General features: G+C 49.3%; 24 protein-coding genes. 5 read left to right on the forward strand and 19 right to left on the reverse strand.

The window, feature by feature from the left end; all coding sequences use genetic code 11:
- Positions 1–32: 32 nt before the first annotated feature.
- Entirely contained in the window at positions 33–257 is a 225-nt protein-coding gene (gene tlp, locus H70357_RS32965) for a small acid-soluble spore protein Tlp (RefSeq protein ID WP_038597959.1), read from the forward strand.
- Between the two features lie 66 nt (positions 258–323).
- Here the strand turns inward: tlp and H70357_RS32970 are convergent, their stop codons facing one another.
- Together H70357_RS32970 and H70357_RS32975 are read right to left on the reverse strand one after the other, a co-directional pair.
- Positions 324–695 (reverse strand): RidA family protein, encoded by a 372-nt coding sequence (locus H70357_RS32970; protein ID WP_038597961.1) that lies wholly within the window; start codon positions 693–695, stop codon positions 324–326.
- 720 nt (positions 696–1,415) lie between these two features.
- Positions 1,416–1,850 carry an Lrp/AsnC family transcriptional regulator gene (locus H70357_RS32975; protein ID WP_038597963.1) on the reverse strand — a complete coding sequence of 145 codons (435 nt, stop codon included), beginning with the start codon at positions 1,848–1,850 and terminating at the stop codon, positions 1,416–1,418.
- Positions 1,851–2,008: 158 nt separating this feature from the next.
- On the opposite strand from H70357_RS32975, the gene H70357_RS32980 reads away from it, so the two are divergent.
- A complete protein-coding gene (locus H70357_RS32980; RefSeq protein ID WP_038597965.1) occupies positions 2,009–2,464 on the forward strand; it encodes a VOC family protein in 456 nt (151 codons plus the stop codon).
- Positions 2,465–2,469: 5 nt separating this feature from the next.
- On the opposite strand, the gene H70357_RS32985 is transcribed toward H70357_RS32980, so the two are convergent.
- From H70357_RS32985 to H70357_RS33035, 12 genes are all read right to left on the reverse strand, one after another.
- Positions 2,470–3,129 carry a response regulator transcription factor gene (locus H70357_RS32985; RefSeq protein ID WP_038597966.1) on the reverse strand — a complete coding sequence of 220 codons (660 nt, stop codon included), beginning with the start codon at positions 3,127–3,129 and terminating at the stop codon, positions 2,470–2,472.
- On the reverse strand, positions 3,107–5,482 hold the full coding sequence (locus H70357_RS32990) for a sensor histidine kinase (protein ID WP_156130978.1): 2,376 nt from the start codon (positions 5,480–5,482) through the stop codon (positions 3,107–3,109). Before H70357_RS32990 ends, H70357_RS32985 begins: the two co-directional genes overlap by 23 nt.
- Positions 5,483–5,508: 26 nt before the next feature.
- Positions 5,509–5,682: a competence pheromone ComX gene (gene comX, locus H70357_RS36180; protein WP_156130979.1), complete on the reverse strand. Its 174-nt coding sequence runs from the start codon at positions 5,680–5,682 to the stop codon at positions 5,509–5,511.
- Positions 5,683–5,860: 178 nt separating this feature from the next.
- Positions 5,861–6,778 (reverse strand): polyprenyl synthetase family protein, encoded by a 918-nt coding sequence (locus H70357_RS32995; protein ID WP_038597968.1) that lies wholly within the window; start codon positions 6,776–6,778, stop codon positions 5,861–5,863.
- Positions 6,779–7,026: 248 nt separating this feature from the next.
- Entirely contained in the window at positions 7,027–7,227 is a 201-nt protein-coding gene (locus tag H70357_RS33000) for a DUF4177 domain-containing protein (protein ID WP_038597970.1), read from the reverse strand.
- Complete coding sequence (locus tag H70357_RS33005) at positions 7,228–7,965, reverse strand: nitroreductase family protein (protein ID WP_038597972.1); 738 nt, start codon at positions 7,963–7,965, stop codon at positions 7,228–7,230.
- 95 nt (positions 7,966–8,060) lie between these two features.
- Positions 8,061–8,903, reverse strand: coding sequence for an SDR family NAD(P)-dependent oxidoreductase (locus H70357_RS33010; RefSeq protein ID WP_052092385.1), 843 nt, complete (start codon positions 8,901–8,903; stop codon positions 8,061–8,063).
- A 13-nt stretch (positions 8,904–8,916) separates the two neighbouring features.
- On the reverse strand, positions 8,917–10,152 hold the full coding sequence (locus H70357_RS34715; RefSeq protein ID WP_052092386.1) for an ABC transporter permease: 1,236 nt from the start codon (positions 10,150–10,152) through the stop codon (positions 8,917–8,919).
- Positions 10,149–11,045, reverse strand: coding sequence for an ABC transporter ATP-binding protein (locus H70357_RS33020; RefSeq protein ID WP_038597974.1), 897 nt, complete (start codon positions 11,043–11,045; stop codon positions 10,149–10,151). Before H70357_RS33020 ends, H70357_RS34715 begins: the two co-directional genes overlap by 4 nt.
- Positions 11,046–11,182: 137 nt before the next feature.
- Positions 11,183–13,639 carry a hypothetical protein gene (locus tag H70357_RS33025; protein ID WP_038597976.1) on the reverse strand — a complete coding sequence of 819 codons (2,457 nt, stop codon included), beginning with the start codon at positions 13,637–13,639 and terminating at the stop codon, positions 11,183–11,185.
- A 993-nt stretch (positions 13,640–14,632) separates the two neighbouring features.
- Positions 14,633–15,961, reverse strand: coding sequence for an Imm51 family immunity protein (locus H70357_RS33030; RefSeq protein WP_038597978.1), 1,329 nt, complete (start codon positions 15,959–15,961; stop codon positions 14,633–14,635).
- 16 nt (positions 15,962–15,977) lie between these two features.
- Complete coding sequence (locus tag H70357_RS33035; RefSeq protein ID WP_038597981.1) at positions 15,978–16,436, reverse strand: RidA family protein; 459 nt, start codon at positions 16,434–16,436, stop codon at positions 15,978–15,980.
- 139 nt (positions 16,437–16,575) lie between these two features.
- Here H70357_RS33035 and infC point away from each other — a divergent pair, with 139 nt between their 5' ends.
- Positions 16,576–17,091: a translation initiation factor IF-3 gene (gene infC, locus H70357_RS33040; protein ID WP_038597983.1), complete on the forward strand. Its 516-nt coding sequence runs from the start codon at positions 16,576–16,578 to the stop codon at positions 17,089–17,091.
- A 106-nt stretch (positions 17,092–17,197) separates the two neighbouring features.
- Here infC and H70357_RS33045 read toward each other — a convergent pair whose 3' ends face one another.
- Both H70357_RS33045 and H70357_RS33050 read right to left on the reverse strand, forming a co-directional pair.
- Positions 17,198–17,953, reverse strand: coding sequence for a sugar phosphate nucleotidyltransferase (locus H70357_RS33045; protein WP_038597985.1), 756 nt, complete (start codon positions 17,951–17,953; stop codon positions 17,198–17,200).
- Between the two features lie 176 nt (positions 17,954–18,129).
- The gene (locus H70357_RS33050; RefSeq protein WP_052092387.1) at positions 18,130–18,471 is read right to left on the reverse strand and encodes a hypothetical protein; all 342 of its coding nucleotides are present in this window, start codon (positions 18,469–18,471) and stop codon (positions 18,130–18,132) included.
- A gap of 188 nt (positions 18,472–18,659) precedes the next feature.
- Here H70357_RS33050 and H70357_RS33055 point away from each other — a divergent pair, with 188 nt between their 5' ends.
- Positions 18,660–18,974: a helix-turn-helix domain-containing protein gene (locus H70357_RS33055; RefSeq protein WP_038597987.1), complete on the forward strand. Its 315-nt coding sequence runs from the start codon at positions 18,660–18,662 to the stop codon at positions 18,972–18,974.
- 156 nt (positions 18,975–19,130) lie between these two features.
- Here H70357_RS33055 and H70357_RS33060 read toward each other — a convergent pair whose 3' ends face one another.
- Together H70357_RS33060 and H70357_RS33065 are read right to left on the reverse strand one after the other, a co-directional pair.
- Positions 19,131–19,841 (reverse strand): DUF421 domain-containing protein, encoded by a 711-nt coding sequence (locus tag H70357_RS33060; RefSeq protein ID WP_038597989.1) that lies wholly within the window; start codon positions 19,839–19,841, stop codon positions 19,131–19,133.
- Between the two features lie 99 nt (positions 19,842–19,940).
- Complete coding sequence (locus H70357_RS33065) at positions 19,941–20,522, reverse strand: TetR/AcrR family transcriptional regulator (protein WP_038597991.1); 582 nt, start codon at positions 20,520–20,522, stop codon at positions 19,941–19,943.
- Positions 20,523–20,794: 272 nt separating this feature from the next.
- Between H70357_RS33065 and H70357_RS33070 the strand changes: the two genes are divergently transcribed.
- Positions 20,795–21,985, forward strand: a complete 1,191-nt coding sequence (locus tag H70357_RS33070; protein ID WP_231578525.1) for an MFS transporter — start codon at positions 20,795–20,797, stop codon at positions 21,983–21,985.
- A 62-nt stretch (positions 21,986–22,047) separates the two neighbouring features.
- Here H70357_RS33070 and H70357_RS33075 read toward each other — a convergent pair whose 3' ends face one another.
- Complete coding sequence (locus H70357_RS33075) at positions 22,048–23,175, reverse strand: nucleotidyltransferase domain-containing protein (protein WP_038597992.1); 1,128 nt, start codon at positions 23,173–23,175, stop codon at positions 22,048–22,050.
- Between the last annotated feature and the right edge of the window lie 386 nt (positions 23,176–23,561).

The following is a 23,561-nucleotide window of genomic DNA, read 5'->3' on the forward strand; positions in this document are numbered from 1 at the left end:
GGGGCGCGTTAATAACAGGAGGCGATCAACCTATGGCAAAACCGGATAACCGTGCAGACAACGTAGAGCATTTACAGCAGAGCATTCAGAATACAGAGCAGAACCTTGAAGAAGCCGAAGGCTACTTAAACGAGTTTGCTTCGGAAATCAGCAGTGAAGAACGGAACCAGATTGAAGAAAAGAATGAACGGCGCAAGGAAAGCATCCGGGGCTTCCGCGCGGAAGTTAAGGACGAGGCAGCTCATTCCCAGGAGTAGTTGACCGCAAACGGCGGCCCACCCGATTTACCCGGGCTGGACCGCCGTTTGTACGTCGATATTTTACTATTTGCGGGGGTTATAGGCCACTGCGTCTATCTGCACCTTGAGTCCATCCGGACCACCCACATGGGCAAACTCGGTGGAAATGGTTTTTCTGGCCGGATATTTACCTTTGAACCTGCGTTTGAACACCTCTTCCATGACCGGAATATCCCATACATCCCTAAGCAGGATATCCACCTTTACGACAGCATCCAGCTGCAAATTCACCTGCTGCAATCTCTGGCTCATATCATTCAGCGCCCCTTCAACCTGCTCCGCTGGCGATCCGCCCACATTGCCGACACAGAAGCTGAGAAAGATAAAATCCCCCGCCACAACAATGCCCGAATAGGCATACTCTTCATTTACATCAAGTCTAACGATTTCGCTCATCTAATTGTCATCTCCCTATACAAGATACACCGATTATATAGGGTGATATCGGACAACAGTTTGTCGCAGATCTCAACTATATAGTTTGAACTTAAGACCTTTCTGGTTTGGGGTATTGTCGTAACTGCGGAGAATGTTTGGACTTCCGGCCGCTGTTGTCTGCAGATTTCTTGATTTTATTCCGCTGTTTGCGGTTGAAATCCACGACAAAGGCGGACGCTATCGCTCCTCCAGTTTCAAACCTCCCCTCCGTCACTTCCACCCTTTTTTTTATTTTCCAAGTTCATTCTGTATAGCAAAGAAATATTTACTCAGAGGCTGATCTAGGGCGTCTCGCCACTAGGTAGTTTTTTCGGTGGAGGCTTACGTCTCGGTGTTATAAAGACTTCGCTCTTTTTCCGAAGGCGTGTGTGCGTCCGGAAAGTGTATTCCTGGCTCTGAGCACGAACGGACCGAGTTGCACTTATTTGGGGATTTTAGCCCGTTACAGTACAACACCGGACTCCAGCGCAGTTATTTCTCCCTGCTGGCCGTTTTTAGATAGAATGCAGAGCAGATAAGGTCACCTGGGTCCGCATAAGAGAATAAACAGGTGTTTTACTCTCTATAGCGCCTCCTGAATCCGTTACGAGTAAACAAACCCGCTGCGGGCTTTTAGGGACCCTACTTTCAATACTAAATTCCTGCTTCCCCAGAGCTCTTCCAGTTTGAAAACATGCTCTAGAGCAGAATCCGGTTTTCCAAAATATTTTTCAGGCTGATATGCGACTTGGAGGGTCCGAGCTTCATCAGGGAGTCCTGGAATTCCGCCACTTCGCCGATGGATGCCGTCTGCACTTTGATAAGGTAGTTGTATTCTCCGCTGATGCGGAACAAGTCCGTCACCTCCCAGGCTTGTTCGCAGAAATCAACGAGTTCCTGGCAATATTCTGTTTTGAGCAGGATGAACGTAGTCGTGCCCCGGTTCAGCTTATTTAAATTTAATGCCGCAGTATACCCGGAAATGATGTTCCGCTCTTCCAGCTTGATGATCCTCTCCTTTACGGAGGGTTGGGACATGGAAATTTCTTTACTGATCTGGGACACGGGCATCCGCGCGTTGCGCTGCAGCAACTGCATAATCTGTTTATCAGTTTCATCCATTGGATACTCCATTTAGGCACCTCCTGAGCAAGTTTTAACAAAATAACGCTTTCCAGCTGAAAAACCTTATAATAAATAATCATTTTACTATAAAACCCTTATTATTCGTATGTAATTCAATGTTTCTTTTCCCTATAATTAATTGCATCTTAGTTAGGGGGAGATTAGACGTGAGTATTAAAGGCCTTGCCCATGTGGCAATCCAAGCGAAGGATTATCAGGCAACACTTGCTTTTTATACAGAAGTGTTAGAGTTCAAGGTGGCGCATCATTGGAGTCTGCCTGCTTTCAAGATCAACGAGGCTTGCATGCTGATCTCACCGGATCAAAGAACCTGCATTGAGCTTTTTGACGATGAAGCGGTGATTGCGGCTCAAGGGAAAAAAGCGAAGCGCGAAGAGGATGTTGCTCACGGGGCGCTGCTGCATCTGGCCTTCTATGTCGACAATGCCCGGGAAACATATCAAAAAGCCCTTGCTCATGGAGCAAAGGCCTGTATAGAGCCCGACCAATTGTCGCTCGGTGAACCGCCGCTCATTGTACGAAACGCGCTCGTTCACAGCCCAAACGGGGAGATCATCGAATTCATTGAAGAGGTGGATTGGACTCGTTCCGCTGAGGGATGATCTCCTTACATAAAATCATTGAAATTGATCAGCTTCAGCCGCCGGGCCTCCACTACCGCCTCGGCGCGGGAACGGACGCCCAGCTTCTCAAAGATACGCGTCAGGTTATATTCTACCGTCCGCTGGCTCATCAGCATCTTGGAAGCGATATCCTTGTTGCTGTTCCCGTTGGACACTTCCTGCAGTATCTCCTGCTCCCGTTCATTGATAGATACTTCCTCCAGCATTTTCTCTTCCTTGGACTCATTGAGACGGATATCCCTGCGCCGCAGCTGCCGCAGCAGGGAGACCGGGATGATTGCTTCATCCCGGAGAACGCAGCGGATCGCGTTAAGGAGCTGCTCGCGGGTAACCGTCTTGCTCACGAAGCCGGATACGCCGGAGTCAATCAGCAAGTTGAAGTTGGGGCTGATCTCATACCCTGTATAGATTAACACCCGGCTCTCGGGCTGGACGCTCATCATCCGCTTGGTCAGCTCAAGACCGCTGATCACCGGCATATTCAGATCAAACAGCATGACATCGAAGCTCTCCGACTTAACCAGCTCCAGTGCCTCCATCGCTGAGAGAATCACCGTGACTTTCATGTCCGGGTCCTGCTCAATCATATTTTTGGTTCCTTCACCCACGGAAGGATGGTCATCAACCAGCAAGATTTTTATCATCTAAATCGTCCCCACCCTCTCTTGTCATACTTGCTGACTCCAGCGGCAGCGTGATGCAGACCTCAAGTCCTTCACCGACTACCGATTGGAAGAAGATTTCGCCCTCCAGACTGCGCACTCTCTCCTTAATGCCTGACAGACCCATGTGCTGGTAGGAATCATTCAATTCACCCAATTCCATCCCAACCCCGTTATCTTTATACATCAGCCGGATCGACTCCCGTTGCTCAAGTCCAATCTCAACCACTGTAGCTTTGGCATGCTTATTGGCGTTGCGCAGCAGTTCCTGAACGATGCGGAACAGCGCCAATGTCTGTTCATCACTTAATTCTGTGATATGATCCGTCACCTGGAAATTGATCACATAATTTGAACGGATCTGAGCCTGCTCGAACAATTGCCCAAGCGCTTCGACAATGCCCATTTCCTTAAGCAGCGGCGGTCTCATCTCATTGCAGGTCTCGCGAATCTGGTGGATAACATCCAGCAGGCCTTCCCGTACAGTCTCAAGCTCGTGATAGATATCCTCCGGCATCTGATGGTCGAGCATGACCGTTTCCAGCTTGCGGTACCAGATCAGCTGATCCTGCAGCGCCGAATCATGCAGGTCGGCAGCCAGCCGGCGCCGTTCCGTCTCCGAAAGATTAAAGATCAGACGCATCACCCACGGTGAAGCTCCCTTTTGCTTCTGAAATTCCAGTTCAAGATCTTCAATCAAATTTTCGATCAGATATAGATTCTCGTACACGATAGCACTGTAATTAGCCAAGGTTTTCAGCCAGCTCAATTCATCCAGATTATATTTGGTGCGGTTCTCCTTATCCGCCAGCCAGAGGACGTGAAAGGTAGAGCCTTTCTGCCCCATAACAACACATAATCCTGAAGGAACGGCCACAGTCTCTCCAACGGCCAGTTTATGAGCAGCATCCCGCAGGGCAGAAATTACGGAGATAGGCACCTCACCGGAATCTGGCTTCGAGCTTCCCCGGGGACCCGATTCTCGGTTCACCTCCAGAAAGGCCACTTTCTTGACCAGTAATATGGAGAGGACCTCCTGTACCAGCAACCGCTCCAGGTCGGCCCGCTTCATCACCCGTGAAATTCGGGTAGAGAACCGGTCCAGGCTTCCCTGGAAGCTGTACAGGTTCTTGTTAAAACTTGGTCTGAACCGAAAATCGGCATACTCCTTGCTGAATAACAGAATCGTAACAATAAAATACACCATCAGAAATAACTGTACCCATCGAACCCACGTATAATTGTGCTGCTGGGTAATCAGAATCCCGAAGGTGGTAATTAGCGAAGTTGGGATAAACGCAATAATAATATGGTAAAGAAAACGGCTCAGAACAAAATCAATATCAAACAGCTGTCTTGTAGTGAACATATAAAGGTACACTACGGGAATTGCCAATAGAAAAATCGAGGCCACCTGTGGAGTAAGCAGGGTTATACCAAATAATCTCGGCACGCCAAATAACAGGATAAACGGCATAAATCCAAGCAAATGACCCAGCAAGGTCAGCTTAAATAAATTTCGCAGTGAATCCCGGCGGTGTACCACAAATTTCTGAATCAATTTATAAATAGTGTAGAGATTTGTAAAGATAAAAAAAGGTAACGAAGGCCGTGCTACTAAGAAGAAAAGCAAGTTATATCCCGTTAATATTGTGATGATCTGCACAATGATAATCGCACCTGTAATACAATAAAAGCCAACAAATACGCTTTTGGGAACGAAAGGCTCTTGATACTGTTTTAAATACCGGTTGAGAAATTGCAGGAAAAATACCGGGACCAACGAGAAGGAGGCAGTAAAGATTATGTTGCCCAAGCTGTCAGTTCTCCCCGAAGAAGCAGCGCTGAAATAGGCAAAACCCGTCGATAAGAAAAACAGGATCAGATATATAGCTGCCTTGTCTTCTTTCTTGCGCTTGTAAACAAACAGTGAGAATCCGGCGAATAACAGCAAGGAGCATAACGGCAAAATAAATTCCAGCAGCAGATTCTCAGATCCAATTCCTTTCGCTACAACAAGCGTGATTCTCTCCTGAACGCCATCAGGCTGATTCCGGTTCAGAGTGATGGTGGAAGCCCCTTCTATTACATCAAATCGCTTAACCGAATGAAATGAAGAGGCGGAGCTTCCATCTATCTCTTCTATAATATCGCCTGGAAGAATCTTTCCATATCCCCAGTAACCAGCAGTTGTATCTGCTACCACGTAACGTCCCTGGCCATCCTTTTCGATATCGGTCCCAATCATTCTCTGCTGCAATATGCTCTGAGATAGATAGACGGCAAGGATAATGACAATGACTGAGAAAGCGGCAACGTTCATTCTTCTCGACAATCCGGTTTCCTCCAAATAAGGCTAGATTAGCTCCAATAAAATGCCATGCGTGGTTCAGCTTTGCCTTCTTTGCTGCTCAGCACGTCAATAAATGCTCTATGTTCAGTTTCACTCATTCCCGCCAATTGAAGTTGTCCAGTCTGTACACGGGCCCAAGCACTTGGATCTGCCATCAACTTTTGAACCATTTCCTTCAACATTTAACATTCCCCCAATCGGTTTATAAGAGATCTTCCTCTTGAATTCAATATATCAGGTGTTGTCCCAACTGGAAACGACAACCATACTAGTACTTTCCGCAAATGTAATTGCGGGGTGATTGCGGGCTTTTGCGGTGGTTTGTGGCGGTTTGTAGCGGGCTTTACGGGACCCTCTGGCTCAGTCTGCCATCGCAAGCATCTGTTCCTGCCAGACGGGGGCAAGCCCAAGCTTGCCTACTAAATCCAGATAATTATAATAGTGAGTTCTCATTCGGATAGAAGAGTACAGGAACGTTCCCGATTGCTCGATAATACGCTCAATCTCTTCTTTGCGGTGGGCCACCTCCTCCAATTCCAGGCGTGCCTCAAAATAATCGGTGATCCAGCCCTCTCCCTCCGGGATGGACTGAAGCAGATACAGTGTCGGCAGTGTCTTTTTGCGGTTCCAGAAATCATTTTTGTTGTCCCAGTTCAGCAGGTCACGGATATCATTTTTCATTTGAGCTGCTATTCCGAGCTCCTCCGCATACTTTCTTACCTCTTCATGGATTTCGCCGGTTGCCAGCAGTGTTCCAATCATACAGGCGGCCACAAGCAGACCGGCAGATTTCTGCCTTACCATCTCTATGTATTCCTCTTCGCTCTCAATATCGTTCAGCAGATCTGTTGTTTGGCCATTAATGGCAGAGAGCACCTGCTCATTCATCAGCCGCGCGGCACCGCTTGCCCGCTCCTCCGGGAAATCGCTGGTCAATAGCATCTGCTGGGAAAGCGTCAACAGCCCAAGGGCAATATTCAGGGCGATTTCCGGACTCATCCGGCTCCATACCGTTTCTTTGTTATCCTTGTCCTGCAGATCATCAATGATATCCAGGCTCAGGATCATCAGCTCTACAGCGGCGGCGGCCCGGTAAATCGCCTTACCGCTTCCGTCAAACGCCCGGTAATGAAGCACTGTCATTCTGCTGAACAGCAGTGATTCCCGCAGTTTCTCTTCCACACAGGCTGTTCCTTGCTCCAATAAATGCGGCACGGTAAAAAACGACCGCAATCCCGCTCTGATTTCCAGCTCTATCATTTCTGCACAGCCATCCATCCTCAGAAGCCCCCAATCAATTTCGGTCTCCTAAACGCATCACGGGGTACGCCAAAGTTGCCGCGCGTCAAGCAGATTCCTCTAATAGAAGGGTATTCTATATTCTCTTAGTATTTCCTTCTTCTGAGTGGTATAACATGGGGTATTCTTGTCAACATCGCTCTAATTCCGCTGTCGAACAATAAGACCCAGCCATTATCGGCAAGCCCGTAAACCGGATTACCGGTTCAGGAATATACCTCAAAGCTTCAGTGATAGTCAGTGATCGAACGTTCAAAAATCAATTCCAAAAAGGCGGCAGTTCCAAAGCCATAGGTGTTCGGAGCAAAAATTTGAAACAGCCTCCACCCCTCACGGGCATGCTCATGAATAAGTTCGTGATAATCCTCCTCAGGCTTGCTTTGCAGGATTCCCTTTAAATCGACTTTGACAAATTTGTATTGGTACATCTATTGCACCTCCTCTAGAATCATACAGGAAAGCACCACTTCAGAATGCCCGTCTATTTCCAGCAGCTCCTGAACGGCCCGGTCATAAAAAGTGGCGACAGGCTGGAATTTCCATCCGAATTTATGGGTGCACTGTGATAAACGCTCCGTTAACCGCCCGCCTTCCAGCAAGCTGAGCCGGTACCCCCGTTCTCCGAACAACTTCATGGAGCTTTGGATTTTGGCCGTTACAAATACGGCTGCCTCCGCCGTTCCCTGGATCAGATCGGAATGGAACATCCGGTTCCAAATGCCGGGGTCTGTCTCCTTCACTCGCTGAACCACCATTTCTGCCGGATTGCAGTAGAACAGTTCATGCCTGCCGGATACCGGGCTTCTCGAAAAGATATACAGCTCCGGACCGTCCAGCTTGGCCCCGCCCAGCTCTCTTAAGGGTTCATAATCCAGAAACGGTCTGGACTGGACCTGAAGCTCCTGCAGATGGACAAGCAATTTCATCATGAACGGATGCTCTGCCAGCTCGCTCTTCTGCAGTCCGAAGGAAGGGGAAGAGAAATAACATTTTGCGGGCTTCACCTCAACATTCCTCTGGGCAAACAGTTGATTCAGCATTTTCATCCGCGAGCGGGTCAGCACCTCAAGCTGCGGATTCACATTGGAATTGGAATGATACTTCAGCGCCAGCCGCTCTTCCTCAAGTTCATGCTCCGACCGCCAATCCATAGATTTAACCTGCATTCTTAACACATCCTCGTAATAGATTTGGTCCTGGAATCTGATTGAAAAGGATGGGGGAGAGATCAGGCGCTGAGAGCGTCCAGGATAACCACAGGTTAAACTACAGTCCAACCGCCATCGACCACCAGATTATGCCCGGTGATCATGCTTGCGGAATCTGTGGCGAGAAACAGTACCGAATTCGCAATATCCTCCGGTACCGCAAACTTGCGGAGCGGAATACGCGGCAGGTTCGTACGCCGGAACTGAGGATCATCCATCACCTGCTCATTGGCATCGGTAATGACAAAGGTTGGGGACACCGCATTGACTCTAATCCCGTGTTTCGCCCATTCAGCAGCCAGGGACCGTGTTAGATGAATCAGTCCTGCCTTGCTAACGCTGTAGGGCGCATGGTTCTCACTGCCTACTACACCGTCATGGGAAGCAATCATGATGATGGAGCCCCGCTTATGGCGGACCATCGTCTTCGCGACTTCTCTGGTCAGGAAGAACGTGCCCTTGAGATTAATATCTACGACGAAATCCCATTGCTCCTCGCTCAGACTCAGCGCAGGCGACGGCAGATTCACGCCTGCATTGTTGATCAGAATATCGATGCTCTCCACCTGTTCTTCGATAGAACGCACACAGCGCTCGATGTCCTCCACGCTGCGCAGGTCAAGGGGCTTGCACAGTACCTCAACACCGTATAAGCGCTGAAGCCGTTCAGCCTCATTCTCGGCATTCTCCAGAAATTCGGGCAGCTCCGTAAGCACTATAGAAGCGCCGGACTCTGCAAAATGCTCAGCAATTTCCGCCCCTATCCCGCTTCCGGCACCGGTCACCATTACCCATTGCCCAAGCAGCTTCTTGCCTTCAACGGCACGGATCGGGCGCTCTTTCCACTGTGCCTTGCCCGGTTTCAGCTTCTCCGGTTTCATTGCATTTCCCATCATCTCATCCCCCCCTCTATAAGGCCTTTATAGCTTTGTAGAGCAGTTTAGGATTCAGCTTCTGTCCATACAGGAGGACACCCACCTGATAAATCTTCGCCGACAGCCAGCAAGCAGCCAGGGTAGATACGAACAGAATCAGCGTCGGAATTACAATCTCCAAGGCTGTCAGATCTGAGGCGCCAATTCTTGCGAACATAACGAACGGGGTAAAGAAAGGAATGTATGAGCCTACCACTGCCAGTGTGCCGTCAGGGTTCAGCATAGCTAACATAGCAACAATGAGTCCTGCCATAAGCAAAATCGAGATAGGCAGCGTCACCTGGTTGATTTCCTCGCTGCGGCTAACCATCGATCCAGTTGCCGCGAACAAGGCAGCAAAGAAGAAATAACCGAGAATGAAAAAGAGAGTTAACAGCATAATTGTGGTTCCGCCCAGAATGGAGAAATCCACCGGCATGCCGAACAGCTCCAGCACCCCGCCCGTACCCGACACCGTCAGGATGAGGTAAACCGCGCCAACAATAATGGCAAATTGCAGAATGCCCGCCAGGCCGACGCCAAACACCTTGCCGAAAAGAAGCTGTACCGGCTTAACCTTCGTAATCAGGATCTCCTTGACCCGGGAGCCTTTCTCTACGGATACAGATACTGCTACATTGCTTCCGAACATGTAGATTAGAAGATACAGCATGAAAGTCACCATATAGACCGGCCAATACGTGGAAGTTAAGGATTTGCTTCCGGCTTCCATCTCCTGTATTTGCATTTGAACTGCTGAGGTCAGCTGCTTCTGCTGCTCCTGTCCCAGGCCCAGTTGGTGAATTTGAAATATCGTATACTGATTCTGAACGTAGCTATTCAGTTCACGGATATAAGGAGCATCATCCGCCTTGTTTACGGTTAAGGAAAGAACCGGCTGGCTGCCTTGATTCTCAATCTGAACAATCCCAAGAAGTGCTTCCTTCTCTGCCAGACGCTTCAGCTCACTAGCCCTTTCATTCTCGGTAATCATCCGCCAGTCATAGGAAGCTGATACGTTCTCCTTGAAATTGTCTGCGTTCGGAATGGCTCCTGTCCTATCCAGCACATCAATTTCGCCCTTCGCGGAATCCCCGTCATTCTGAGTTAATTTTGGAACTAGTACAAGTGCAGCCACAACCACAATCATAATCAGTGTCAAATAGGTAAAAGCTTTGGAACGCAAGCGTTCCTTGAAGGAGTAAGCAAATACCAGACCAAAATTCCTCATGACACTTCACCTACCTTTTCCACAAATATCTCATGCAGTGTTGGCTCTTTAATCTCGAATTTCAGCAGCCGGATGCCCATCTGGGTTAAGCGCAGCAATAACTCATTGGCCTCATCCTCATCCCGCACCTTCATCTGCCATTCCTTTGCATCTGCGGTAAGCGGCTGAAGATGTGTTGCCACCAGATGCCGGCTGAGATCTTCATCACTTCGCAGCAGCACGTTGCAGCGCTCATAGGAGCGTTTAATGTCTGCTATGCTGCCCGATACTATCATTCTTCCACGCTTAAGAATGCATATATCCTCGCAGAACTGTTCTACATGCCCCATCTGATGGCTGGAGAAAATCATGGTCTTTCCCAGGGACAACTGCTCTTTCACGATCATCGCAAGCATATCCGAGTTAATGGGATCGAGGCCGCTGAATGGCTCATCGAGAATGATCAGCTCAGGATCATGCAGCAGGGCAGAGATAATCTGCACCTTCTGCTGGTTCCCTTTGGACAGCTGCTCTACGCGTCTATGTTCATGCTCTGCGACTCCGAGCCGCTCCAGCCAATGCTTCATGGCCTTTATAGCCGCCTGCCGTGACATGCCCTCCAGTCTGGCGAAATAAACCAGCTGTTCACTAACCTTTTCCTTAGGATAGAGGCCCCGTTCCTCCGGCAAATACCCAATGTTCGGACGGTTGCCGAGGATCGGTTTTCCTTCCCACAGAATGCTTCCCGCATCATAATCCACTAATCCGAGGATGGAACGGATGGTCGTTGTTTTACCTGCCCCGTTTCCTCCCAGAAGTCCAAAAGCCTTGCCGGTAGGCGCCTCAATGGTGATATCGTGAATAACCCGATTGTTCCCATATTGCTTCATTAATCCATTAATCTGTAGTCCCATGCTGTTTCCTCCATTACATCAATTTAATTCGGGTTAGATTTGCTGGTCCATATATGTATAACTAAGAAACTGTTATTTTCGGATTTATGAAAGCCTACAGCCATAGGGCTGTAGGCTTGTGAGGTGGCAAGCTACGTTCACAAAACTGCGACAGGATGTTTCAGGCATCCCTCCTGCATAAATAAATCTGTAGCCTGGGATATGATTTGGTCAGCTTGTTCTTCTTCGACTTGGTAGCGGTCCCTAAGGGCCTGCTTCAATTCAAAGCGATTGGCACCCGCCATCATTCCTTCCAGCAGCAGTGCCATGGGCTCGCTCAGCTTCAGTAATTTCTGGCTGGCAGTCTGGTAGACCGTCGGAGTTTCCCCGATGAAGAACAGAAATACGGTATCTGCGACTGCCGAGCGGACATTTCCTCTTCGCTCATAGGGGTATTTGTGTGTGCAGGTTGGCAGCGACATCCGGAAGTTGTCCACACTAAGACCGTCTAAAGCCTGCGAGTATTTGTTAAGCCCTTTGAGCAGTTCAATGGTCTGCATATATAAGTGCATTGTGTTATGTTTTTTGCGGATATTACAATATTGCTGGCGGTTCATGTAGGCAGGCAGGAAACTGCATTTGGTGCAGGAAGCGCTGATTTCACAAGTCGCGCAGCCTCTTACTAGCTGCTCCCGATCCGAGACCACCGCAGTCTGCAGCAGCAACCTATCCATAGAATCATCTAGAGTGCCGATAGCGCCGCAGCCTCTGCACCCGGATACCGCCTGATTGCCGTCTACGAACAGCCTCGGAAGCTGCTTCACTGTGCAAGTCTGGGCTCCTGACCAGCGGCAGCTATCCACCAGATACGACTGGATTTCATATCCGTGCTGGAAGGTCCCTGTTCGGCTGAAATGGTCCACATCCTCCAGATAGGCCTCCAGATCTTCTGTGGATGTTATCCTTAGCATCTGGAACTCCACGTTGTTCTTATCCTGTTCCCTGGTTGCCGCTTCTGAATAGCCCATTTGCCGGATGCGGATCGGCTCCACCTGGAGAAAGTCATTCAGCTGCAGAATATATTCAGTTCCTTCCGTCTGCACCACTTGGTGAGCATTGGATAAATAGTATTCTTCTTTGTCAGCAGCCTCCGACAATTCCTCAAATCTCCGGTTGCTGCGCTTCCATACCCCATCGGAATCATAATAGATATAACTCGGGTTTTCTCCCCTGTATACTTGGTTATATTCGTATATAAGTGCGCTATTGAGGGCTGTGTACTCCCCAAAATAATTACTGGGCACTTCTTCCTCTAGCGGTTCTGTGAGCCCGATATGCTTGACCCCGCCGCCGATCGCCTGCTGCGGATAGTATCCGGTCATATAGGCCGTATACTCGTTTAATAAGACCGGAGGCTGCTCTGTGGTCAGATGCTCAAGCATTACAGCGGCTAAAGCTTCCGGGAGAATGACGGGCTGAATGGCTTTGGCCCGGTCCATCGGTTCTGCCCGTACAGATATCGCCTCAATCACTCCTTCAGTGATCCATCTGTGCAGCAGCTCCGCCGTAAGGCTGGGGTCTGCTTCCCGGTTTCCGTCATCGGTAAGCGTAACGGAGAAGGTCATCGGCTGACCGGTTTGCCTTTGCCATATCATATAATTAATTGCTTCATCTTTCGGGAAGGCATCCGGCGTGATGCCCAGCGGAACCTTGATCTGGAGTTGTTCTACCCCACACTGTTTAAATCGCTCCAGCATTGAATATGTGCAGGCTTCTAGCGGAACAGTCAGCTTATAACCAGCCTTGAACACCGCTTCTTCCAGAACCTCCAGAATCTGCTCTCTCTGCACCTCATCCCGGATCAGGTCGAATCCCTCAATAGTAATGACGGGTGCCGTCTGTCTGGATGTCCGAACCGCAAGCTCCAGATCACGCTGCAGCCGCTCCGGAGAATGCCTCCGTATCCCTTGGGCAACATGATGAGGATTGCCGAGCTGATCCGCACATTTCACTGACAGCATCGCCACCCGCCTCCGGTCTGACGTGTCCTCCCATACCCCGGTCAGCTCATCCAGCTCCATGACGCCTGCTGCAGCCGCGGCTTCCTCCTCCGTGGGAAGGGCCTGCGAATCTCCACCAGGCTTTCTGCCAACCATGGTCCGGGATGTAAATCCATTCACAGCAGACCAGCCCTCTACCTCTGTATTCACCAGCCGGGAGAGCGTCCGTTCAGGACTCCACCTTACCAAACCGTCCACTTCTGTTTCCCCGAACACTTCCTCACCGATAACCGCTGCCAGATTACCAAACCAGATGACCCGGTTCCGCCCCTCCTGCTCCTTAAGGGTGGAGGTCAACCGCTTACATAACCGGTAGTTTGACGGTGTTACATGAAGCGCAATAATTTCATTCCCCATTGCAGCAATATCTGCAGTTGTATCATATATGTTAGATAGATTAGGTTCGATATATTGAGTCGCCGTCATGCCTTGTCTTTTGAAGAAGGCTCTGATATACCTGCAATCCAGATGATCACCGGCAGTGAACAACCTGGGTTTCTGCTGTTCGAAGTGTATCAGCGTGATCCCGTTCCCGAAGGATAGTCCAAGCACCATTCATCTCTCCTCGCCGTCTTATGTAACTTATGGGCCGTATTATTTTTCTTATGGACTAATCATAATTCATATTTTTAGGTTTTACACCGAAAAGCACCCTTCGTCATCCCACAAACATCTTGCGGAATGCAGCAGCAAAAAGCGCAACAGCTGGCAAAACTAAGCAGGTATAGAATTCTTAACTAGATAAGTTGAACTTTAGACTTACCGATCCGGCATAATATGCAACTGCGGTGAATGTTTGGACTTCCGGCCGCTGTTGTCTACAGATTTCTTGATGAACACCGCTCTTAGCGGTTGAAATCCGTAGACTGGTTATGCTTCCGAAGCGAGCTTTCCTGCGGAAAGCTTTCAGGCGGTCGCTATCGCTCCTACAGTTCCCCCCTCCGTTCCTCCCTTTCCTTATCTCAATTTTTTAAGTTGAATCTACATAGGTAGTTCTTTAGGGCGTGTCTTCAAACCGCTTCACCCGCCAAAACCTGCTGTATGCCCTAAGGAATGATAGGTACAGTAGCATTTTCTGATCACATGCGGAGAAAGGCATTTCGCCACTAGGTAGTTTTTTCGGTGGAGGTTTACGTCTCGGTGTTTTAGAGACTTCGCTCTTCTTCCGAAGGCGTGTATGCGTCCGGAAAGTGTATTCCTGGCTCTGAGCATGAACGGACCGAGTTGCACTTATTTGGGGATTTTAGCCTGTTACAGTAGGAAAACGGACTCCAGCGCAGTTATTTCTCCCTGCTGGCCATTTTTAGATAGAATGCAGAGCAGATAAGGTCGCCTGGGTCCGCAAAAGAGAATAAACAGGTGTTTTACTCTCCATAGCGCCTCCTGAGTCCGAGTAAACGAACCCGCTGCAGGCTTTTAGGGACCCTGCTTTCAATACTAAATCCTTGCTTCCCCAGAGTTCTTCCAGTTTGAAGACATGCTCTAGTTCAACTGATATAAAAAAAGCCGCTTGGCAGCGGCTCTCATTCCTTCTTAATAGTAGTTTAGCTAATCGAGTTCTGCACGGGAGAATAAGTCACGGATAAGAGCGTCGTCCTCACAAGCTGCTTTGAAGCCCGCCGCAAAGCTCTGCACAGCCTCTCTATTGCTGGAATACGCGCAGAACATATCCGCTTCGGGGTCAAAATGTATGCTGTCCGCGAGCTCGGGCATCTTCTCTTCCAGAAAGACAGATGCCAGGGAAGCCCAGTCATAACCGCTCCCTTCGAAGCCCTCGTCTTCCCGTGTCTGAAATAGCTCTGCTTTATAAGAGCCTGCGTTTAAGATGACTGACATGCCGCCGTTGTCCTGCTCTACCAGAATAAAGGGTTTCAACTGGTCTCCTTCTTCAATTGCCTCCTGAGTAAGCCCCTCATCCCCGTCATCCTCAGACACATCATAATCATATTCCTCATCATTCACCAATCCGCGGATAAAGGCTTCAAAGCTGCCGGCCAGAAACGTAATTTCATAATCGCCTTCCTGATCGACATGAATAACCGCAGGTTCGCCTTCTCTGCCGCATAAACGGTAATCCAGCATCACTACATCATGGCCTGCAGATGGGCAGTCGCAAATCACCACCCCAATATCCGGATACCCCCACTCTTCAATCATAAAGCGGCTGCCCAAATCTCCGCACAGTGAATAGCTTTTCTCACGCCCGATTCCCATAATACTTGAAATGGCAATATGGTCTTCCGCCCATGACGTCGCTTCCCCGGTAGGAAAACAGGTGTTTTGCGGGATCCCCCCATTCTGCAGCTTCATCAGTTCGATATAGGAGGCCGGCAGCTTGTAACCCAGCTCCTGCTCCACTGAGGCAATCATCTCCTCCGTCGGCGGCTCGGATACATATTCTTTTAAAGCATAATCGCTGTTCTCCCAAAAGTCTGAGAAATCCGCTGGCTCAAAGAAGCTGCTATCACCGCTCTGTTCCTTGGCCATTTGCGCAGCCGCAAAACGCTTCTGCTCCCTTTTCTGCTTCTCAGCACCGCGCACACTCCAATTTAATAGCATTAGCGTATCCTGGTCTCCGGGATCCAGTTCGTCGGCCTTTTTAAAAGCTCTGGCAGCTTCCTCATATTGTTTCAAATAGTAGTAGGAATATCCCGCACGAAAATGCCATAACGGATCATTCGCTCCCTGCCCGGCAATAGCCAAAAGCTGTTCCAGCGCCTCTTCGTATCGCTCCAGATTATTCAGCGCTCTCGCCAAATGGCCAATGACCGCATAATCTCTCTCTTGTGCAGGAACCTCCATAATGCTGTCGACGATTTGTTGATATTCATCCGCTTCATGCCAAAGCGTTAGTTGGTTCATCCAATGATTGTCCATAGTTCACCCTCCCGGATTATTCTGCTATTTCAAAAATGGAATCAATGATAATCGGTAGATTCTCTCTCACGGATACCGCACCAAATACTGATCGCGCATGCATTCCCCGGTCACCGAAGACCTCAAGCATTAAATCAGAGCAGCCATTCAGAACCTTATGATGCTCTTCGAACTCCGGTGTGGCATTAACGAACCCTTGAATCTTGACCACTCTTCGCACAAGCTCCAGAGATTCCAAAGCCGACGACAGCACGGCCAGAACCTCAAGCCCAGCCTGTCTGGCGAATTGATAGCCTTCCGCAGTAGTAAAGGTATCGCCAAGTTTACCCTTGGGGTTCCCGGCAGGGCCCTTCCCTGACACAAACAACAGATTATTCACTTTGACATAGTTTGCGTATTTAGCAGCAGGCTCACTGACATTAGGCAACACGATCCCCAATAACTCTAATCTCTGGGCTACAGTTTGTTCGGACATGGCTGTTCCTCCCGCATAGAAGTGTTTAATTCTACTCTAACCGTTTAGATAATAAAATCAACCTTAGCGTATAGGTGAACCGCAGCCTCATTTCGTATAAAATAGGTTTAACATTGTTTACAAAGGAGGGCCCATTTCCATGGCCGTATTCATCAACGAGCAAATCAAAGCATCCGAGGTGGTGCTGACCGGCCTCAAGGGGGAGAAGCTCGGCACGTTATCGCGAGCGGAAGCGCTGGCGATGGCCCGTTCTGCCGGTGCAGACCTCGTCTGCACCTCGCTGATGAGCAGCCCCCCTCCCTGCAGCCTGATCGCTAAGGGCAAGGGAAAAGCGGCCGCGCAGAAGGAAGCCGCGTCCCGCAAAGCGGGCGCTGGACATGCCGGAAGCCAGAGCGGCAGCGGGAAGGTCAAGGAGCTTCGTTTCACCGCTCACATCGAAGAGCATGATTACGATACCAAGCTGCGCCAGGCAGACAAGCATCTGCGCTCCGGCAAGCCGGTGCAGCTGGTCGTGAAGGCGAACGGAGCGAAGGAGGCAGCAGCAGCCAAGGCAGTGCTGGAGCGGCTGCTGGGCGATTTGAAGGAAACCGGATTGAAGGAAAGCGGCATCCAAACCAGCGGCAAAGGCTCACAGGTAAAAGTAAATCCGCGATAAGCGGTAAGTCCCCGTTCGGGGCTTACCCCCTAGAGCTGACGCCCATGCTGGGCGTACAAAAAAAGCAGTCCATCCCCTACAGGATGAACTGCTTACAGCTTGAAGATTAACCTTGCTCCTCTTGGGTGTTCCCCAATCTAGCCCGCATCTGGGCATAAGCTTCCGGGGTGCCCACATCATCAATCGTACCTTCCGTATAGTAGGCCCGCATCTCTTGGCGGGAATGCAGCCACTCGGGAAAATAACTCGGCGCATCCGGGTTGCCCCCTTCGGCAAGATAACGGGAGAATAACGGCAATGTAGAGCGCTTGTAGATATAGAGTGCAAATACGCCAATGTTCGTCTTGGGTGACTGCGGCTTTTCTTCTAAAGAAAGGACACGCCTCTGTGCATCCAGCTCCGCCACGCCAACACTCTGCAGTTCCTCAATATCGTCCACTGTCCGGACCAGAATGCAGTCTGTACCCACTTTATGAAAATAATTCAGATACCCCTCAAGGCCAAAGCCGAGCACGTTGTCGCCCGCCAGCACCAGCAAATCCTCCTGCAGCTGTTCCCGCCCGATGACAAACTGGATATCGCCAATCGCTCCTAACCGCCCCTCTGGGGAAGAGGTTCCGTCATTCAGAATACGAATCGGCTTCGGCCCGCTATACTGCCGATGCCACTGCTCAAAAGCATGAAAGAAGCGGTCATTCGTCACAATCAGAATCTCCGTAATCTCCTCCAGTACCTCCAGACGGTCAATCAGCAGATCCAGAATCGTACGGTTTCCTTGAACCGGAAGCAGCGGCTTCGGCGTATCCCTGGTTAACGGATAGAGACGGGTCGCATACCCCGCAGCCAAGATTAATGCAATCATTCCCTGTTCGCTCCTCTACCTTGGAAAATGTCCCTCTACTATATACCACCGGCGACGGACAGCCAAGCGAACCTAGTAGAAATGGATTCATTTATAGTCTAAGCCCGCCACCTCATTGAACCAGAGTCTATCCTCTATATACAGGTTGGCACGGGCTAGGTATCTGAACTCCTCGGCTATTTCAACTCCGTCCTCACCAAGGTCCTCCATCCAGCCAAGCTCGGCATAACAGTATATGGATCTCTAGCCTCCTCATACTTCCCCTGCTTCTGACACACGATGCCCCGCATCAGATGACTGAACCCGAAATAATATACCAGAGGGCGCTCCGTATCCAGAATCTGTACCGGAAGCTTCTTAGCCTTGCAATACTGCCGCTCCTTATAGATACACTGTGCATAGCTGTACAGAATACCCGCCGTATTCAGCATCTTGTCCCAATCCTCGAAGCGATAAGCCATTTCCAGCATCTCAACAATAATATCCGGCTTCAGTGATTTCAGAATGGATGGGTACACGGTATGCCTTCTTTTTTCTTTATATATTAGCCAAGAAGTAGTACAATAAATCAAATACACTACTATAAAGTAGTATTATCAATATATTTTACCGCCTTTATAACCCTGCTATTTGTGCCCATACTCTCCTAACCTTTAGGAGAGGTGATTACCATGACAGACACTTACGGAATACAGTTGGAGACAGAATTCGGGCTATAAGAAAAGCAAAGGGATTAACACAACAACAGTTAGCGGAACTATCCAACCTGGATGATGCATACATAGGGGCAGTAGAGCGTGGCGAACGGAATTTTTCAATTGATACATTGGAGAAGATAGTTACAGCACTAAAAATTCAACCTACAGAGTTATTTCAAAATCATGATGATTTGAGTGAGATAGAGGCCGCACAGCGTAGAGCAATTGATGAATATGCGGCTACTGTTAGTGAGTTGAGTGTTAGGCAGATTGATACGATGAAAAGGATAGTTAGAGAGGTTAAGGGAGCTTTTGAGGCCTAATAAAAAAGACTCATGCACAGTAAAAAGACCCTTACTTGGCGGTTAGGGTCTCTTTGCACTCGAGGTCTTACATGAAAAAAATATATGTGTCTCGGTCACCCGAGTATTACCAGTTTCCAAAGAACCTCATGGTTATAACTTTCTAATTGTGTGACCCTACTCCTGATCCAGCGGCTGCTGTATCCCGTCCTCATAGAAATCGAACACCACCTGCTGCCGCGTGCCTCTTACCGCATAGAACACATCGGCCAGCGACTTCCCTTTCTGCTTCTGCCTCAGCTCATTCTCCAGCCACTCCCGGGTCAGCCCGTTCCGCTTCAGATTGTCCTCCACCACCACGCCATCCATGATCAGCTCCACGGGAAAAACCTGCGATTGCAGCGCCAGCCCCAGATCCTGCTTCGTGACGAACTGATACGCTTCCTTCTTCAGAACAGAGACCTGTCCGTTATCCTCAAGTACAGCATATTCGACCTCTTCAATATTAAAAATATCCTTCTCTCTCAGCGCCTGGTCCAGCGAATCCAGCGTATAGTGGATCTTACGCATGTTGGCCTCCATAATTTTGCCGTCCTCGATCAGTACGGTGGGGGAGCCGGAGATCCAGCTGCGCAGGCTGCGGCTTTTGAGCGCAATGAAGGAGAGCAGGAACGAGATGGCTGTAATCACAACCAGAGACAGGACAAGATATGAGGATTTCAGGCTAATATTGAAGGCCAGGTTGGCCGCCAGGGAGCCCAGCGTAATGCTGGTCACGAAATCGTTCGATGTCATGCTCGAAAGGGTCTGCTTGCCTAAGATTCGGGGAATGAGCAGCAGCAGTCCCACTGCGAGAATGGTCCGCATTAGAATTTCTACATAGTTCATCTTCAAGCCTCCTCCCCCCATTATTTCCAAACGGGTTCAAAAGAAACAGCAGGGCTTGAGAATCCTCACCTGTAGGGATGCGCTGCGGGACCTGGTTGATTATTTAAGCAATGTAAGGATCTCCTTCACAAAATTATCGACGAATGACCGTTCAGGACGGGATTTCAGCATTACCGTGAGTCCTATCAGTGAAACGACCAGTGTCTGTGCCAAACTTTTGGCGTTAATAGAGGCATCCAGCTCGCCTGAACGCACCCCTCGTTCAATCGTTTCCTGAAATATTACCGAAAGATACATCTGGTGCTCCCTCGTCAGGATTTCAAACTTCTCATCATGAGGTGCAAGCTCCACCATTGAATTGATACAGAAACATCCCCAATTCGCGCCGTTTCCATATTCTTTTGCCACCAGAGCATCAAAAAAATCACGGAATGCCTCTCTAACCGTTACATTCTTTTGAAGGCTAGTACGAACATCAGAAGCGTGGGCACTTGTGTATTTCCGCAAAGCTGCCTCAAATAGTCCTTTTTTATCTCCAAAAGCCGAATAGATGCTTGGCCGCTGAATGCCCATAGCAGATGTTAAATCGCTTAATGAGGTCGCTTCGAACCCCTTTTCCCAAAATAGCTGCATAGCTGCATCCAGTGCCTTTTCCTCATTAAATTCGCGAAGCCTAGCCATAATGCACCCCTTTACGTATCGAGCGGTATGTTATTAATCTATAATATCATAGATTACTTATCAATAATCCACATTTTTTAGCTCGACCCCGCATAATTTTGGTTTAATCCTTGACAACCAGCATTTTATAGCAGTATATTTTCTAAGACTAATTATGTACTGATCAGTATGTTATTATTAAATTACTCAATACTAAATTCATGGAGGTATTAGCTTTGAAGAAGCTTGATGCAGAAACGAAGTTCATTGCAGTAGAGGATACAGGCACCGGATTGGAGCCAGCTCAAGCAGAAGCACCCCGCTCTGCAATCCCCCGTTATGTGCCGCTCTTGTTTGCCATCGCCTGTGGACTGGCTGTCGCCAATATTTATTACGCACAGCCTTTGCTTGACGCTATTGCGGATGAGTTCCGCATCCCCCACTCATCCGCTGGAATCGTTATTACAATTACACAAGCATGTTACGCCCTGGGACTGCTGCTGCTGGTGCCGCTCGGTGATCTTCTGAACCGGCGCTCGCTAATCGCCGGACAGATGCTTTTATCCGTCCTGGCTTTAATTGTGGTGGGAACTGCCTCTTCCAGCATCGTATTGTTCATAGGTATGGCCATTGTTGGCCTGCTCGCCGTAGTGACGCAGACGCTCGTTGCGTTCGCGGCAACCCTTGCGGCGCCAGCCGAACGCGGACGTGTCGTCGGTCTCGTAACCAGTGGAATCGTCATCGGGATTCTGCTTGCACGGACGTTTGCCGGCCTATTGACGGATTTAGCCGGCTGGCGCTCTGTTTACGTAGTCTCTGCTGGATTATCGCTGCTTATGGCTGGCGTATTGTTCCGGGTACTGCCTCATGATGAGCACGAAAGAGAGTCATTATCCTATTTGCAGCTGCTGCGCTCTACACTCACCTTGTTCTTGCAGGAACGAGTCCTGCGCATTCGTGCTGCCCTCGCCCTGATGATTTTCACTGCTTTCAGTATCCTATGGACCTCGCTTGTGCTGCCGCTTAGTGCTCCGCCGCTTTCTCTGTCACACACTGCGATTGGAGCGTTTGGCCTTGCTGGAGCCGCCGGGGCGTTAGCGGCAGCGCGGGCAGGGCGTCTTGCGGATCGGGGATTAGGACAGCGGACCACCGGCGCGGCACTGATTCTGCTGCTTGTGTCATGGCTGCCTATCAGTTATACCGAACATTCGCTTTGGGCTTTAATCGCTGGTATCCTCCTGCTTGACCTGGCAGTCCAAGCGGTACATGTCACCAACCAGAGCATGATTCTCTCTGTGCGGCCTGAAGCGCGAAGCCGGCTTACCGCTGGTTACATGATTTTTTATTCCATCGGCAGCGCCACCGGGTCCATTGCATCGACCACGATCTATGAGCACATGGGCTGGAACGGAGTATGCTTGCTGGGCGCAGTTGTCAGTGCATTGGCCCTGCTCTTCTGGGCATTGACACGCCGATTGTACTGATTCCAACATCACAAAAAGCACCCATCCCTTTAAGGGTGAGTGCTTTTCTCCCGCAGAATAAATTATGCTGTTGCGTATTTTCCCTTTAGAAATGCTTCAAATTCTTCAATATCCGCGAAGCGGTTGATCTCCACTCCCTTGGAGCGGAAAAGCCCTTCCAAATCAGCGTTTAACCGTTCCACAGCGGTTTGTAACGGTGATAGGTCATCCGGGTTCAGCAATCCAGCCAGCTCCGGGAATCCCAACCGCCGGTATACGTTCTCATAAGCCAAATGAAGCATCAAATCGCTGGGCCAGATTCCCGTCTCGGCAAGAAATAAAAAGCTGGCGATCTCCTCCTGTGCCTGTATGGCGGAAAAGAATGCCGTATCATAATCATTCCTTTCACAAGCGGTAATGATTTTGTCCAGAACGCCCTTCACCTCTTCATAACAACCCTTCATGCGGTCGGGGTAAGAAGGTGCGTCATAACCCATTTCCTGCTCCGCTGACAGAATAGCAAATATACCCGCTACCAGTTCCTCACAAGCTTCTACAATCTCGCTTGTTACGATGCTGCGCATAATGGTTTCCATCAGCGGCTCCAGGCGGGGCGGTTGTAACGGAAGACTGAGAATTTGCTCCCGGTTTTTGCCGAAGCCGCTTTTATAGTATGTTCCATTCAGCAACGCCAGGCTTTGCAGCCCCCTCGTTAATACGCCGTACGCTTCTGTTCTGTAATACGCTATATTCTCGGATGCACCGGCGCGGCAAAGGTTATACAAATGTGTGTATACATTGCAGAACTCGGCTTCTGCTTTTCCAACCCTGTTGCCTCTATTTTCCGGGGATTGCATGCTGGAAATAGGTTCACGCAGCTTCATGAATCTTTCCCGGTCTTCCTCTGAGCGCACGTACAGCAGCTCGCAGTCAGCGATAATCGAAGTTTTGAATTCCTCAAATGAGGCCATGCTTGCCGCACGTTCCCAACTGATTGGCCAAAAGTCGAAACTGATGTCATCAATAATAAACTGAATGCTTGCCCCGTAACCTTCAGGCGTAGCCGGAATGAAAAAGAAGTCCAGGTCCGAGCGTTTAGTAGCCGTCCCTTGAGCATATGACCCGTAATAAGCAACCAGCGCGATATCTTCGGAATAGACTTTTTCAATTTGATGTACAAGCGTCTTGGCAACATCAAACACATTCAACATTTTATTTCCTCCTGTTGTGTAAGCCTTGCCCCGTCATCATATCAAAGTTTAATCCACCCGTTTAGGCAGAGTTCAGCTATAATTTTTGTCTACTGTCCAGAAGAACCGGCTATATAGTTTGAACTTTAGATCTTTTATTTTGGGTTATTATCGTAACTGCGGTGAATGTTTGGACTTCCGGCCGCTGTTGTCTGCAGATTTCTTGGTTTTATTCCGCTCTAAGCGGTTGAAATCCACAGACTGCCTATGCTTTCGAAGAGAGCTTTCCTACGGAAAGCTTTCAGGCGGACGCTATCGCTCCTACAGTTCCAAACTTCCCCTCCGTCACTTCCACCTTTTTTTATTTTCCAAGTTCAATCTATATATGTCCCTTCTTATCAGTTGCA

The organism is Paenibacillus sp. FSL H7-0357 (genome assembly GCF_000758525.1).
GTDB lineage: Bacteria > Bacillota > Bacilli > Paenibacillales > Paenibacillaceae > Paenibacillus_AQ.